Genomic DNA, 14,533 nt, shown 5'->3' on the forward strand with positions numbered 1-14,533 from the left:
ATGAATACGACCATTTTACAAATAGAGAATACAGAATTAGAACAGCCCAAACCGGTAGAAATCTCCGGTTCAAAAGCTGTTTTAGAAGCGCTGTTACAGGAAAATGTTGATACAATTTTCGGTTATCCAGGTGGAGCAATTATGCCGATTTATGATTCATTATACGACTATTCCGAAAAACTAAAACATATTTTGGTTCGCCACGAACAAGGTGCGATTCACGCGGCGCAGGGATTTGCGAGAACTTCCGGAAAAACGGGAGTTGTATTTGCAACCAGTGGTCCCGGTGCAACTAATTTGGTGACAGGTTTGGCAGACGCGATGATAGACAGCAATCCGATTGTCTGCTTCACAGGTCAGGTTTTTGCCTCGCTTTTGGGAACAGATGCTTTTCAGGAAACCGATGTTATCAACATCACAACACCTGTTACAAAATGGAATTATCAGGTAACAGATGCAACAGAAATCCCAGAAGCCATTGCCAAAGCTTTTCATATTGCAAGTACAGGTCGTCCCGGTCCGGTTTTAATTGATATTACCAAAAATGCTCAATTACAATTATTTGAATATTTAGGTTATAAAAAATGTAATCATATCAGGAGTTATCGCCCTGAACCTGAAATAAGAAATGAATATATCGAGCAGGCTGCAGAATTGATTAATCAAGCTAAAAAACCTTTTGTTCTGTTTGGACAAGGTGTAATTTTAGGTAAAGCCGAGGAAGAATTCAAAGCTTTTATTGAGAAAATCAATCTTCCTGCAGCAGCAACTGTAATGGGATTGAGCGCACTTCCAACCAATCACAAGTTACACGTCGGAATGTTAGGAATGCACGGAAATTACGCACCAAACGTAATGACCAATGAGTGTGATGTCTTGATTGCAGTCGGAATGCGTTTCGATGACAGAGTTACAGGTCGTTTGGATAAATATGCAAAACAGGCAAAAATCATTCATCTTGATATAGACCCTGCCGAAATCGATAAAAATGTGAAAGCAACAGTTCCCGTTTGGGGAAATTGCAAAAAAACGCTTCCACTTTTAACTGCTTTATTGAAAGACAATGACCATTCAGACTGGTTGGAAAAATTCCGAGAATTGGAAAAAGAAGAAATCAAAGAAGTTATTCAAAACGAACTTAATCCAACCACCGATGTAATGACAATGGGAGAGGTAATCAAAGTTTTGAATGAATTAACAAATGGAGACGCAATCATCACGACAGATGTCGGTCAGCATCAAATGGTTGCTTGTCGATATGCTCAATTCAATAATTCTAAATCCAGCGTAACATCCGGAGGTTTGGGAACAATGGGGTTTGGTTTGCCAGCGGCGATTGGAGCTTGGTACGGTGCACCTGAAAAAACAGTTGTTGCAATCATTGGTGATGGCGGATTCCAAATGACGTTGCAGGAATTGGGAACGATTATGCAGTTTGGAGCTAAAGTTAAAATCTTGATTCTCAATAACGAATTTCTTGGGATGGTAAGACAATGGCAACAGTTGTTCCACGACAGACGTTACTCTTTTGTGAATATCACAAGTCCAGATTTTGTAGCAGTTGCAAAAGGTTATTACATCGACGGACAAAAAATATCTGAAAGAAAATACCTGAAAACAGCTTTGGAAACAATGATTAATCACGACGGCGCTTTTCTTTTGGAAGTAATGGTTGGGAAAGAAAATAACGTTTTTCCAATGGTAGCACAGGGAACTTCGGTTTCAGAAATCAGACTTAAATAAAGAAGAAAATGGAAAAACAAGAATTTACCATCACATTATACACAGAAAATTCGGTTGGATTAATCGGCAGAATTTCAGGAATTTTCTCAAGAAGAAAAATCAATATCGAGAGTTTAAATACATCTCCTTCAGAAGTTGAGGGCATCCATAGATTCACAATTGTCATTAACGAGAATGAAGAAGTTGTTAGAAAACTTTGTCGTCAATTAGAAAAACAAATCGATATTCTGAAAGCTTATTTCAATACCGATGATGAGATTGTCTGGCAGGAACAGGCACTTTACAAAGTTCCCGCAAATGTCGTGACAGAAAAGGTTTATGTAGAAAGATTGCTTCGTCAATATGGAGCTTCCACGGTTGTGATTCGTCAAGATTATATCGTCTTTGAAACTGCTGGACATCGTGAAGAAATCGACCGATTGACAGAAGAGCTCAACAAGTACGGACTCATCGAATTCGTTCGTGGAGCGAGAATCGCAATCATCAAAAATAGTGCAGGAATTCACGAAAAAGTCCTCGAATTCGAAAAAAGAGAACCTTCTCCTGAGCTTATTGAAAACGAATATCTCGACAAAAGAGACGATGTTTTCACAATGTAATTTTCAAAAATCAAAATTTAAAATCAAAAAAATATTAATCCTAAAAAGTAGCTACGGTAATCTTTTTACTTGATGCTTTTTACATTTTTACTTAAAAATATGGCAAATTATTTCAATACCTTATCACTCAGAGACCAGTTGCATCAGTTAGCACAGGCAGATTTTATGGACAGTTCAGAGTTTTCTGACGGCGTTGTTGCGTTGAAAGGAAAGAAAATCGTGGTTGTAGGATGCGGAGCTCAGGGTCTGAATCAAGGTCTGAATCTTAGAGACAGTGGACTGGACGTTTCTTACGCATTGCGCCAGGAAGCAATCCACCAAAAAAGAGATTCTTGGAAAAACGCAACCGAAAATAATTTCAAAGTCGGAACTTACGAAGAACTCATTCCAAATGCGGATTTGGTTATCAATTTAACGCCCGACAAACAACATACTTCTGTGATTAATGCAGTTCAACCATTAATGAAACAAGGCGCAACTTTGTCCTATTCTCACGGTTTCAACATTGTGGAAGAAGGAATGCAAATCCGTAAAGATTTGACCGTAATTATGGTTGCTCCCAAATGTCCAGGTTCCGAAGTTCGTGCCGAATATCTTCGTGGTTTCGGTGTTCCTACGTTGATTGCTGTTCATCCTGAAAATGACCCTCAAGGAAAAGGTTGGGCAGAAGCAAAAGCATATTGTGTAGGAACTGGCGGTCATAAAGCTGGTGTTTTAAAATCCTCCTTCGTGGCAGAAGTAAAATCTGATTTGATGGGAGAACAAACCATTTTATGTGGACTTTTGCAAACAGGTTCTATCCTTTCATTTGATAAAATGGTAGAAAAAGGCGTTGATGCAGGTTACGCTTCCAAATTGGTTCAATATGGCGTTGAGGTTATTACAGAAGCTTTGAAACACGGAGGTGTTAGCGGAATGTTAGACAGACTTTCAAATCCCGCAAAACTCAAAGCTTTCGAATTGTCAGAAGAACTGAAAGACATTATGCGACCACTTTTCCAGAAACATCAGGACGATATCATTTCGGGAGAATTCTCCAAAACAATGATGGAAGACTGGGCAAATGGAGACGCCAATCTTCTCAAATGGAGAGCAGAAACAGGAGAAACAGCTTTTGAAAAAACACCTGCAGGCGATGTGAAGATCGATGAACAGGAGTATTTTGACAATTATCTTTTGATGGCGGCGTTCATCAGAGCCGGCGTTGAACTGGCTTTTGAAACAATGGTAGAAGCTGGGATTAAGCCAGAATCTGCTTATTATGAATCCCTTCACGAAACACCTTTAATTGCCAATACCATTGCCAGAAAAAAACTCTTCGAGATGAATCGTGTGATTTCCGACACCGCGGAATATGGCTGTTACCTTTTCGACCAGGCTTGTAAACCTTTGTTGGCTGATTTTATGAAATCGGTGGATACGGATTTGGTTGGGAAAAACTTTAATGAAGGCAAAAAAGCTTCAGTTGACAACGCTCAATTGGTTCACGTAAACGACATTTTGAGAAATCACCCAGTAGAAATTGTCGGCAGAAAACTGCGTCAGGCAATGACTGCGATGAAATCTATCAAAACAGTTTAAAATTAGGAGCTAATCCCGCTTTCCGCTATATCTTTTGCTCTTCGTTCCTCATCACAAAAGGATGCCGCTGCAATCGGGGCTAGGGATTTGTCATAAAAATAAAGTTTGTTCCTAAATTCAAATTTTGTCATTCCGTAGAAAGTTAAACAAAAATATTTCAACGGAATGACAAATTGGATATTTATTCTTTGCTGAGCGAAGCGCCTTAGCGAACCTTAAAATATTTTCAATAAGAATATAAAAAAAACTTTGCACCCTTTGCGTTTAAAAATAAAATAATGTCAACTCCAATCATCCAAATTTCAAACCTCAATTTCCAATACGATAAACCCATATTGGAAGATTTAAACTGGCAAATATCAGTCGGAGAATGCTGGATGTTAGGAGGATTAAGCGGAAGCGGGAAAACAACTTTAGCCAAAGTCATTTCTGGAGAAATCAAGAATTTCGAAGGGAAAGTTGAGTTCAATTTTAATGAAAATTCAGAATTGCCAAAAAAGGTTCTTTATGTTTCAAATTGGTTTCAGTTCAGTAATCTAGAAGGTGACCGCAATTTTTATTATCAACAGCGATATAATCAATTTGCTAAAAATGATACATTAACTGTTTTTGCAGAACTCAATCATTTCGGGAAAGAAGAAAATTTGGATTTACGACTATTAGAATTGTATTTAGAACCTTGTGGATTTGAGAATTTCAAAAATCAGCAATTAATAGAATTATCGAGTGGCGAACACAAGAAATTACAATTACTGAAAGCACTTTGGCTAAAACCCCGGGTTTTGATTATAGACCAGCCTTACACGGGGTTAGATGTAAAATCGAGACAGTTTTTGAATCAGGCCTTTGATGATTTAATTCAAGAAAATGTCACTTTGATTTTAATTAATAATGACGACGAATATCCAGAAAGTGTTCAGTATTTTGTAGAGATAGAAAACGGAAAATTAGTTCACCGAAATTCTCCAAAAAACTTTTCAAAAGGTCAAGAAAGAATTCCAAAATCGCTTCCTTTTTTCTTGCAGAATAATCAGGAAAACGAACAGGAAAGTCTAATCAAATTAGAAAATATCAATATTTCTTACGGCGAAAAACAAGTCCTGAAAAATATCGATTGGGAAGTCAATTCAGGAGAACAATGGCTTTTGCAAGGTCATAACGGTTCTGGAAAATCAACCTTGTTGAGTTTATTGAATGGCGACCATCCGCAAGCTTATGCCAACCAAATTCATCTTTTCGGACAAAAGCGGGGAAGTGGCGAAAGTATTTGGGATATCAAAGAAAAAATCGGAATGATTTCTCCCGAGTTGCATTGGTATTTTGATATGAATGCCAACGTTGGACAAACTATTGCTTCTGGCTTTTTTGATTCGATGAGCCTGTATCAGAAACTGAGTTTTGACCAGCAACAACAGTTGGAACAGATTCTCTATTTCTTCGATTTAAAAGATGATAAAAACAAAAAGTTGAGCACATTTCCTTTAGGAAAACAACGTTTGGCTTTGCTTGCCAGAACATTGATTAAAAAACCAAAACTCTTGATTTTGGACGAACCTTGTCAGGGAATGGATAATGAACAGACACAATATTTCAATCAGGTAATTGATGATTTGGCAACTCAAGGGCAATCTTTGATTTATGTGGGACATTTTGAATCTCAATTACCAAAAAAACTCAGTCACAAACTTGTTCTGGAAAATGGAACAACAAAAATAAAACTAAAATCAAAGAATCTGTAATATAAATGAAGATGGATAAAACGATAATATTTCCTACCCTGGAAGCGGTAAAAGAAGCCCGAAAAAGTATAGAAAATGTAGTGAATTACACGCCTTTGCAATACAATGCGAGATTGTCAGAAAAATTTGGAGCGAATATTTTCCTCAAAAGAGAAGATTTACAACCTGTAAGATCTTACAAATTACGAGGTGCTTATAACAAAATAAAAAGTCTTTTCAATGCAGGCAAAATTTCGGAAGGAATTGTCTGTGCCAGTGCTGGAAATCACGCTCAAGGTGTAGCTTTTTCGTGTAAACAACTCCAAATCAAAGGAACGATTTTTATGCCAGTAACAACTCCAAAACAAAAATTGGAACAAGTAGAAATGTTTGGTGGAAAATTTGCCGAAATTAAATTGGTTGGAGATACTTTTGATGCTTCAAAAAATGCTGCCTTGGATTTTGCAAAAACTTCGGGAGCGGCTTTTATTCATCCTTTTGATGATATTCAGATTATCGAAGGTCAGGCAACTTTAGCATTGGAAATTTTAGAACAGCAAAAAGAAAATATTGATTTTATTTTCATTCCGATTGGCGGTGGCGGTTTGGCTTCAGGAATTTCAACAGTTTTTAAAGAATTGTCGAAAGAGACTCAGTTGATTGGAGTTGAGCCAAAAGGTGCGCCTTCTATGAAAACTTCAATCGATAATAATCTTAATACAGAATTACTTGAAGTTGACGGCTTTGTTGACGGTGCAGCGGTGAAAAGAGTTGGAGATTTGACTTTTGAAATTTGCAAAAATGCACTTACAGATTGTATTCCTGTGGATGAAGGCAAAGTTTGTGATACGATTCTTCAACTCTATAATAAAGATGCAATTGTTTTGGAACCGGCTGGAGCTCTTTCTATTTCTGCTTTGGAACAATATCGAAATCAGATTAAAGGTAAAAACGTAGTCTGTATCGTAAGCGGAAGCAACAACGACATTACGAGAATGGAGGAAATCAAAGAACGGGCTTTGCTTTATAATGGTTTAAAGCATTACTTTATGGTTAAGTTTCCACAAAGACCTGGTTCTTTAAAAGATTTTGTTCTGAATGTTTTAGGAAAAAATGATGACATCACGCATTTCGAATACACCAAGAAAAATTCACGAGAAACTGCTTTGGCAATTGTCGGAATCGAACTTTCTAATATTTCAGATTTCAATGGTTTGAAACAAAGAATGCAAAATCTTGGTTATTTCGAGTCTTATTTGAATGATAATCCGGATATGTTAAGTATAATGGTTTAAATTTCAAAAAAATAGAAAACTGATTTCTGAATTTAGGTTTCAAAACTATTTAATTTATCTTTTGAATTCAAGTTAAAATTGAATTTCTTCTTTAAATAAATAGCACCAGACAAATTTTTGTTTGGTGTTTTTTTCTGATGAATATCTCTTGATTTTATATAAATCAAAATAGCGTTTCATAAAATTACGAAATATCGTAATTTTAAAATAGATGTAAATTTAATAAAAGGTTTGTATATCAGTATTTTAATTATTTTGGGTCATTTTTTGGCATTATGCTCACAGGTTTTAATTATTAATTCAAATAAAAAATAGACAACAATGAGCACATTAACATTAAAAGACGGAACAGAAATTTTTTACAAAGATCAGGGACAGGGACCAGTATTGATGTTTCACCACGGTTGGCCTTTATCATCAGACGATTGGGATGCACAGGTGATTTTCTTTTTGCAGAGAGGGTATAGAGTAATCGCTCACGACAGAAGAGGGCATGGTCGTTCGAGCCAGAATATTTATAATCACACCATTGAACAATACGCTTCTGATGCCGCTGAATTGGTGGAATTTCTTGATTTGAAAGATGTCGTTCATATCGGTCATTCAACAGGTGGAGGAGAAGTAATTCGCTATGTAAACAAATACGCTAATGGAAGAGCTAAAAAAGCAGTACTAATCAGTGCAGTTCCTCCAATAATGGTTCAGAATGAAAGCAATCCGGATGGAGTTCCAATGGAAGTTTTCGACAATATCAGAGATCAGACTTTGAATAACAGACAGCAGTTTTATATTGATTTAACAATTCCTTTTTACGGATACAACAGAGAAGGAGCGGTAATTAAAGAAGGTGTACAGAGAAACTGGTGGAGACAGGGTATGATGGGCGGAATCGTTGCTCATTATGACGGAATTAAAGCTTTTTCCGAGACGGATTTCCGAGAAGATTTACAGGCTGTTGAAATTCCTGTTTTATTGCTTCATGGGGAAGATGATCAGATTGTTCCCATCGAAAATGCAGCCATCAAAGCAGCAAAATTATTAAAGAACGGAAAACTGATTACTTATCCTGGTTTCCCTCACGGAATGCCGACTACGGAAGCAGAAACGATCAACAACGATATTTTAGCTTTCATCACAGCATAATCTATAATTTTTAACAAATGAATACACAGCCAGTTTTTGATACGTTGACTGAGGCGGTTCAGTGGTTGAATCAAAAAGGATTTACAGAAGATTTTAACCTGAAAAACGACTGCATTCTCCTCAATAACTTCCTCAATCTCTATCCAAAAGATTTCAGAATTGAATATATGTTCCGCTTTGAAGGAGATACAGATCAGAGTGATGAAGATGTAGTCTACGGGATCGCTTCTGAAAAGCATTCTATCAAAGGAATTATGACGAGTGCTTATGGAATTTATGCTGACGCCACAAGTGCAGAACTTATTAAAAAACTGACTGTAAACTGATGAAATTTAAACCATAAAAGTCACAAAAGCACTTATTGTCTCAATGAAGATTGTATAAAATTTATGTGCTCTTCTTTACGATTCAATAATAAACTTAAAATAACCAAAGTGTTAATCTTTTGTCTCTTTTGTGGTTAAAAATAAAAAATGTAAGTAAAAATCAACATTAAAAATCAAAAAATAAACTTTATGAAACCATCAACAAAACTACTATCTCCCGATAATCATGCTCTTGTCCTTATCGATTTCGAAGGTCAGATGGCATTTGCAACAAAAAGTATCTCTATGAACGAACTGCGTAATAATGTTGCTGTAGTTTGCGGAGCTTCAAAAATATTCAACGTTCCGACTATCGTTACAACTGTTGCTGAAGAAAGTTTCGCGGGACCTGTTTTTCCTGAAATCGAAGAAGCATATCCCATCGCAACTTCAGGATATATTGACAGAACAACGATGAATACCTGGGAAGACGAAAACGCTTATAAAGCCATTACAGGAACTCAGAAGCAGAAACTGGTTTTTGCAGGTTTGTGGACGGGAGTTTGTATCGTAGGACCTGCATTATCTGCATTGGAAGAAGGTTACGATGTGTATGTAATTACTGATGCTTGTGGAGATGTGACAGATGAAGCCCATGAAAGAGCAGTGCAGAGAATGATTCACGCGGGCGTAAAACCTGTGACCTCAATTCAGTATATTTTAGAATTGCAGAGAGATTGGGCACGTCAGGAAACGTATGTTCCGGTAACGAATCTGATGAAAAAATACGGAGGTTCTTATGGATTGGGAATTCACTACGCTCACAATATGTTGAACCACTAATATTTATATACAATTTTCAATGTTGAAATCTGCCCTTTACCTATCGCTTTTATTACCTATCTTTTTTTGTTCTGAAAGTTTATCGGCACAGAGTTTCAAGCTCCTACGTTACGATGAAAACTATGAATATTTAAAAGATTCTTCAGATACTTTTTATAATAAGGTTAAATTTCTCCCATTAAATGCAAAGAAAAATATCTATCTTTCTTTCGGAGGAGAAGCGCGATACGAATATGCAGATTTCAACAACGAAGATTGGGGAAGGCTGAATATTGGACACAACAATTTTTTTCTGCAACGGTATGATCTTCATGCAGATTTGCATTTGGGTGAAAGGGTGAGAGTTTTTTCACAGCTTCGAAGCGCTTTACAAAACGGAAGAAAAAACGGTTCCAGAGGAATTGATGAAGACCAGTTGAGTATCCAAAACCTCTTTATTGATGTAGATCTTGTAAAAAACAAAAACAGAAAACTTACCTCCAGAATCGGGAGACAGGAGCTGGATTATGGCTCAGGAAGACTGATTTCCGTAAGAGAAGGTCCCAACGCGAGGCTTTCTTTTACAGGGGCTAAATTAATGTATTCCCAGAAGAATATTTCAGTCGATGCTTTTGCAATGATGGCAGACAGCATCAATGTTGGAGTTTTCGATAATAAAATGTCAAAACAGCTCAATTTGTGGGGATTATATTCCAAAATCATTTTTCCAAAAGCTGGAAATCTGGATTTATATTACATCGGAATCCGAAGAGATGAATCTCAATTTGAAGCAGGAACAGCTAAAGAAAAACGCCATACTGTCGGTGGAAGATTCTGGAAATACGGAGGCGGATTTATCTACAATCTTGAAGCGGCCTATCAGTTTGGAACTTTTGGAGAAGACCATATCAGTGCGTGGACAGGTTCTGTAGATATCGGATATCTGTTTGAAAACATGAAGTGGAAGCCAAGTATCAACCTTCGAAATGATTATATTTCCGGTGATAAAGGAAAAAACGACGGAAAACTCCAGACTTTCAATCCTTTGTATCCGAAAGGGGGGTATTTTGGATTCAGTCCGCAGATTGGCCCTGTCAATTTAATCGATATTCATCCCTACATCACACTGGATTTGACTTCAAAACTTAAAATGCAGATGGATGCCGTTTTCAACTGGCGATATTCTTTTAACGATGGAGTTTACCGACCAAGCGGAGTGTTGAACCGTCCCGGAAGCAGCTCAGACAAAAAATATATCGGAACAGCCTATTTAACTAATTTCACATACAGTTTTAATAGATATATCTCTTTGGTGAGCGGAATTCAGTACTTCAAAAAAGGATCTTTTATTGAGGATATCATCCCAAATGCGAAAAGCGGGGTCTTCTACAACATTCGATTAGGATTTAAATTTTAACGAGTAAATTTTTTAAGGAGCTTAATCCCGCTTTCCACTATATCTTTTTCGTCAACCTTTTTTTTTAAAGCTAAAGTGTCAGTCAATAAATTCAACACAGAAAAATAACCATAAAGTTTGTCATCCCGTAGGGATCTCAACTTGAATTTTTTAGCAATTATTTCTTCTCCTATGTTTAGATTCCTACGGAATGACAAAGATTGAGAATAAGGATTGTAGATGAAAATTTAGTGAAAAACTTTATAAATAAGCGGATTAAAATTTTATCGCAGATAAAATCCTTGCGTCTTAAAAAGATAACAATGGCAAAAAACTTAGTGCCTTTGCGATTTTCCAACATTAAAACAAAATCATTTATTATGCAAAAATCAATTTCAAAATATCTAAACTGGTCAAAAACAATATTCACGGCATTTGTTTTAGCCACTTCAGCAACCAGTTTCGTTTCCGCACAAACAACGGAAACAAAAACAGCGATCGGAACTACCACAACTTGGGGAACTGTTGACGGAGTTTCAATTATCGGACTTGTTCAGGGACCCTCTGCTGCAACAGCAGATTTACAAATTGCCTGTGTTTTCGAATATACAGACGGCGATATTTTCAATCCACCTGCATTACCGAAAGAACTCAACGGAATGGTTCATTTGGATGATGCTTTAAAAGGAGCAATTACCGATGTCAGAAAAACTGGAAAATTCAAAGGTCATGCTTTGGAAACTTTACTAATTGCGCCTCCAAAAGGAAGCTTATCATCTAAAAAACTATTGTTAATCGGTTTAGGAAACAGAAATTCCTTTGATGCTGAATTAATGAAAGAAGTCGGAAGCGTGGCGATGAGAGAAGCCTTAAAATTAAAAGTAAAAACCGTGTCTTTCGCTAGTGATATCAAAGATGCAGGAATTGATTCTCCAACGGCTTTGGTCGCTGAAAATGTGGTATTGGGAGCTTTTGATGCATATCGCGCTCAATCCTATTTAAATCAAAACCATCTGTCCGAAAAAATGACGGTTCAGAAACTGATTTTATTGGCAGGTCCTGCGTTTTTCAATGTTGCAGGCGGTGGAATTAAAGAGGCAATCGTAAAACTTAACACGAAATAATGACGAAAGCAGATCTTATTTTATACAACGGAAAAATTCATAGTTTCAATCAGGAAACACCCGATATTTCTGCGGTTGCTATTAAAGGCGGAAAAATTATTGCAGTAGGAAACGATGGTTTGGTCGATCAGTTTTCAGATGAATCTACAAAAATTATTGATTTAAAAAAGAAAAGAGTCGTTCCGGGAATCAATGATTCTCATATTCACTTGATTCGTGGTGGATTAAATTATAATCTTGAATTAAGATGGGACGGCGTTCCTTCCTTAGCCGATGCTTTGAGAATGCTGAAAGATCAGGTTGACAGAACACCTTCTCCACAGTGGGTACGTGTGGTTGGTGGTTGGTCAGAATTTCAGTTTGCTGAAAGAAGAATGCCGACTTTGGAAGAAATCAATGCCATTGCTCCCGAAACTCCAGTTTTTATCCTGCATTTGTATGACAGAGCATTGATGAACAGAGCGGCTTTGAAAGCAGTTGGTTTTACCAAGAACACCCCTGCTCCCACTGGTGGGCATATCGAAAGAGATGTAAACGGAGAACCGACAGGATTGATTATCGCCACTCCAAATGCTATGATTTTATATTCAACATTGGCGCAAGGTCCAAAATTGTCGTATGAACATCAAGTGAATTCTACGAGACATTTTATGAAAGAATTGAATCGCTTCGGGATTACCAGTGTGATTGATGCAGGCGGTGGTTTCCAGAATTTCCCGGATGATTATCAGGTGGTGAATGAATTGAATGAGAAAGAACAGCTTACTGTAAGAATCGCCTACAATCTTTTTACCCAAAAACCAAAGCATGAATTTGAAGATTTCAGTGAATGGATTGATACTGTAAAACTGTATCAGGGTGATGATATGTACCGCCACAATGGAGCGGGAGAGATGCTGGTATTTTCGGCGGCTGATTTTGAAGATTTCCTTCAACCAAGACCTGATTTACCTGAAAATATGGAAGCTGACCTAGAAAAAGTTGTTCGTTTGTTGGTGGAAAACCGTTGGCCTTTCCGACTTCATGCCACTTACAATGAAAGCATTACGAGATTTTTAAATGTTTTTGAAAAAGTAAATCAGGACATTCCTTTCAATGGATTAGCGTGGATTTTTGATCATGCCGAAACTATTGATGAAAAAAATATAGAACGAGTAAAAATGCTGGGCGGAGGAATCGCGATTCAAAGCAGAATGGCTTACCAAGGTGAATATTTTACAGATCGTTACGGTTCAGCGGCTGCGGAAAGTACACCACCCATCAAAAAAATGCTGGAAATGGAAGTTCCTGTTGGTGGCGGTTCGGATGCAACAAGAGTAAGCAGTTACAATCCTTGGGTTTCGATGTATTGGTTAACGGTTGGGAAAACGGTGGGTGGACTTCAGTTGTATCACGAAACCAGATTAGACCGAAAAACAGCACTCGAATTATATACCAAAGGAAGCGCTTGGTTTTCTCAGGAACAGCAGAAAAAAGGAGATATTCAGGTAGGAATGTTTGCGGATTTGGCGGTTTTAGATAAAGATTTTTTCACGGTTGAAGATGAAGAAATCAAGAATATTGAATCGGAAATGACAATGGTAGATGGGAAAATTGTCTATGCAAAAGGTGAATTTTCAAGCTTTGCACCGCCATCCATTCCTGTTCTTCCGGATTGGTCGCCTACAAATTTGTATAACGGATATTCTCCTGTCGGCGGACATTTTCAGAAAGAAATTGAAAAAAATGCACAATCTCAGTTGAAAGCACCTTTGATTTCACAGGTTCACAGTTGTTCCGGAAGCTGCGATGTTCATGAGCACAATCACAATGCAGCAAGAATGAGCAATGTTCCTGTTAATAATTACCACTCGTTTTGGGGTGCATTGGGCTGTTCTTGTTTTGCTTTTTAAACGTAAAAATTATGGAAATTTTAAAACAAATTGTAACCTCAGATTTGGGTTCGTCATTTAACGACATTGCCTTTCTGATATTCCGTGTATTATTTGGAATTCAATTATTCAGAGTTCATGGATTAAAGAAATTCAGGCTGGAAAACGGACAGAAAGAAATCATTCCAAATCCGCTCGGACTACCCGATAAAATGAATGCTCTGGTAGCTTCATTTGCTGATTTGGTCGTTCCTTTTTTAATCATCTTAGGATTGGGAACAAGACTGGCAGTTTTACCTACGATCGGAGTAACTGCAATTGGGTATTTCGTGGTTCACAGAAAAGATTCTCTGGAAGTTCGCGATGTCCCATTTATGTACACCTTGTCATTATTACTCATTCTTGCTCTTGGTGCAGGAAAATATTCACTCGATTATTATTTATTAAATCATATTTAAAATGAACACTTCAATTGGAATTAAAAACGAAAATCTAGCAAAAGTTGCTGAAATATTAGTAGAAACTTTAGCAGACGAATTTGTACTGTACACCAAAACAAAAAAAGCCCACTGGAATATAGAAGGGCAGGACTTTTACAACAAACATCTGTTTTTTGAAGCACAATATCAGCAGTTAGACGGAATTATTGATACTATTGCCGAAAGAATCAGAACATTGGGACATTATGCTCCTGCGACACTGAGAGAATATCTTGCATTAACGCACCTTTCAGAACATCATTTGGAATCGAATGACAGTTTAACATACATCAAAGCATTGCTTTCCGATCATGAAAGTATCTTAATTCATCTTCGTGAAAATATAGAAAATTTTGCTGTTGAATTTCGTGATGCCGGAACAAGTGATTTTATCACCGGATTGTTGGAAACTCACGAAAAAATGGCTTGGATGCTCCGTTCTCATTTAAAATAAATC

Annotated in this window: 13 protein-coding genes; all 13 read left to right on the plus strand. The window is 37.1% G+C overall.

The genetic code is table 11. The annotated features are described in order from the left end of the window. The 13 genes from ilvB to RM51_RS11230 all read left to right on the plus strand — a co-directional run bounded on the left by ilvB (window position 1) and on the right by RM51_RS11230 (window position 14,530). The gene (ilvB, locus tag RM51_RS11165) at window positions 1-1,743 is read left to right on the plus strand and encodes a biosynthetic-type acetolactate synthase large subunit (protein WP_039369139.1); all 1,743 of its coding nucleotides are present in this window, start codon (window positions 1-3) and stop codon (window positions 1,741-1,743) included. 8 nt (window positions 1,744-1,751) lie between these two features. Next, window positions 1,752-2,342: an acetolactate synthase small subunit gene (ilvN, locus tag RM51_RS11170; RefSeq protein ID WP_039369142.1), complete on the plus strand. Its 591-nt coding sequence runs from the start codon at window positions 1,752-1,754 to the stop codon at window positions 2,340-2,342. A gap of 99 nt (window positions 2,343-2,441) precedes the next feature. Next, window positions 2,442-3,923 (plus strand): ketol-acid reductoisomerase, encoded by a 1,482-nt coding sequence (gene ilvC, locus RM51_RS11175; protein ID WP_039369448.1) that lies wholly within the window; start codon window positions 2,442-2,444, stop codon window positions 3,921-3,923. Between the two features lie 278 nt (window positions 3,924-4,201). Continuing rightward, the gene (locus RM51_RS11180; protein ID WP_185095005.1) at window positions 4,202-5,662 is read left to right on the plus strand and encodes an ATP-binding cassette domain-containing protein; all 1,461 of its coding nucleotides are present in this window, start codon (window positions 4,202-4,204) and stop codon (window positions 5,660-5,662) included. 5 nt (window positions 5,663-5,667) lie between these two features. Continuing rightward, window positions 5,668-6,936 (plus strand): threonine ammonia-lyase IlvA, encoded by a 1,269-nt coding sequence (ilvA, locus tag RM51_RS11185; protein ID WP_039369151.1) that lies wholly within the window; start codon window positions 5,668-5,670, stop codon window positions 6,934-6,936. 321 nt (window positions 6,937-7,257) lie between these two features. After that, on the plus strand, window positions 7,258-8,079 hold the full coding sequence (locus RM51_RS11190; protein WP_039369154.1) for an alpha/beta fold hydrolase: 822 nt from the start codon (window positions 7,258-7,260) through the stop codon (window positions 8,077-8,079). A gap of 17 nt (window positions 8,080-8,096) precedes the next feature. Beyond that, window positions 8,097-8,405, plus strand: a complete 309-nt coding sequence (locus RM51_RS11195; RefSeq protein ID WP_039369157.1) for a hypothetical protein — start codon at window positions 8,097-8,099, stop codon at window positions 8,403-8,405. 189 nt (window positions 8,406-8,594) lie between these two features. Next, the gene (locus RM51_RS11200; protein WP_047439490.1) at window positions 8,595-9,227 is read left to right on the plus strand and encodes a hydrolase; all 633 of its coding nucleotides are present in this window, start codon (window positions 8,595-8,597) and stop codon (window positions 9,225-9,227) included. 19 nt (window positions 9,228-9,246) lie between these two features. Next, entirely contained in the window at window positions 9,247-10,623 is a 1,377-nt protein-coding gene (locus RM51_RS11205) for an alginate export family protein (RefSeq protein ID WP_052248480.1), read from the plus strand. A gap of 359 nt (window positions 10,624-10,982) precedes the next feature. Further along, on the plus strand, window positions 10,983-11,726 hold the full coding sequence (locus RM51_RS11215; protein ID WP_039369165.1) for a M17 family peptidase N-terminal domain-containing protein: 744 nt from the start codon (window positions 10,983-10,985) through the stop codon (window positions 11,724-11,726). Beyond that, entirely contained in the window at window positions 11,726-13,618 is a 1,893-nt protein-coding gene (locus RM51_RS11220; protein ID WP_039369169.1) for an amidohydrolase, read from the plus strand. Before RM51_RS11215 ends, RM51_RS11220 begins: the two co-directional genes overlap by 1 nt. A gap of 11 nt (window positions 13,619-13,629) precedes the next feature. Then, window positions 13,630-14,055, plus strand: coding sequence for a DoxX family protein (locus RM51_RS11225; RefSeq protein ID WP_039369171.1), 426 nt, complete (start codon window positions 13,630-13,632; stop codon window positions 14,053-14,055). A 1-nt stretch (window position 14,056) separates the two neighbouring features. Then, on the plus strand, window positions 14,057-14,530 hold the full coding sequence (locus tag RM51_RS11230; protein WP_039369174.1) for a Dps family protein: 474 nt from the start codon (window positions 14,057-14,059) through the stop codon (window positions 14,528-14,530). Window positions 14,531-14,533: the final 3 nt, after the last annotated feature.

Source organism: Chryseobacterium taiwanense, from assembly GCF_000813825.1.
Taxonomy (GTDB): domain Bacteria; phylum Bacteroidota; class Bacteroidia; order Flavobacteriales; family Weeksellaceae; genus Chryseobacterium; species Chryseobacterium taiwanense.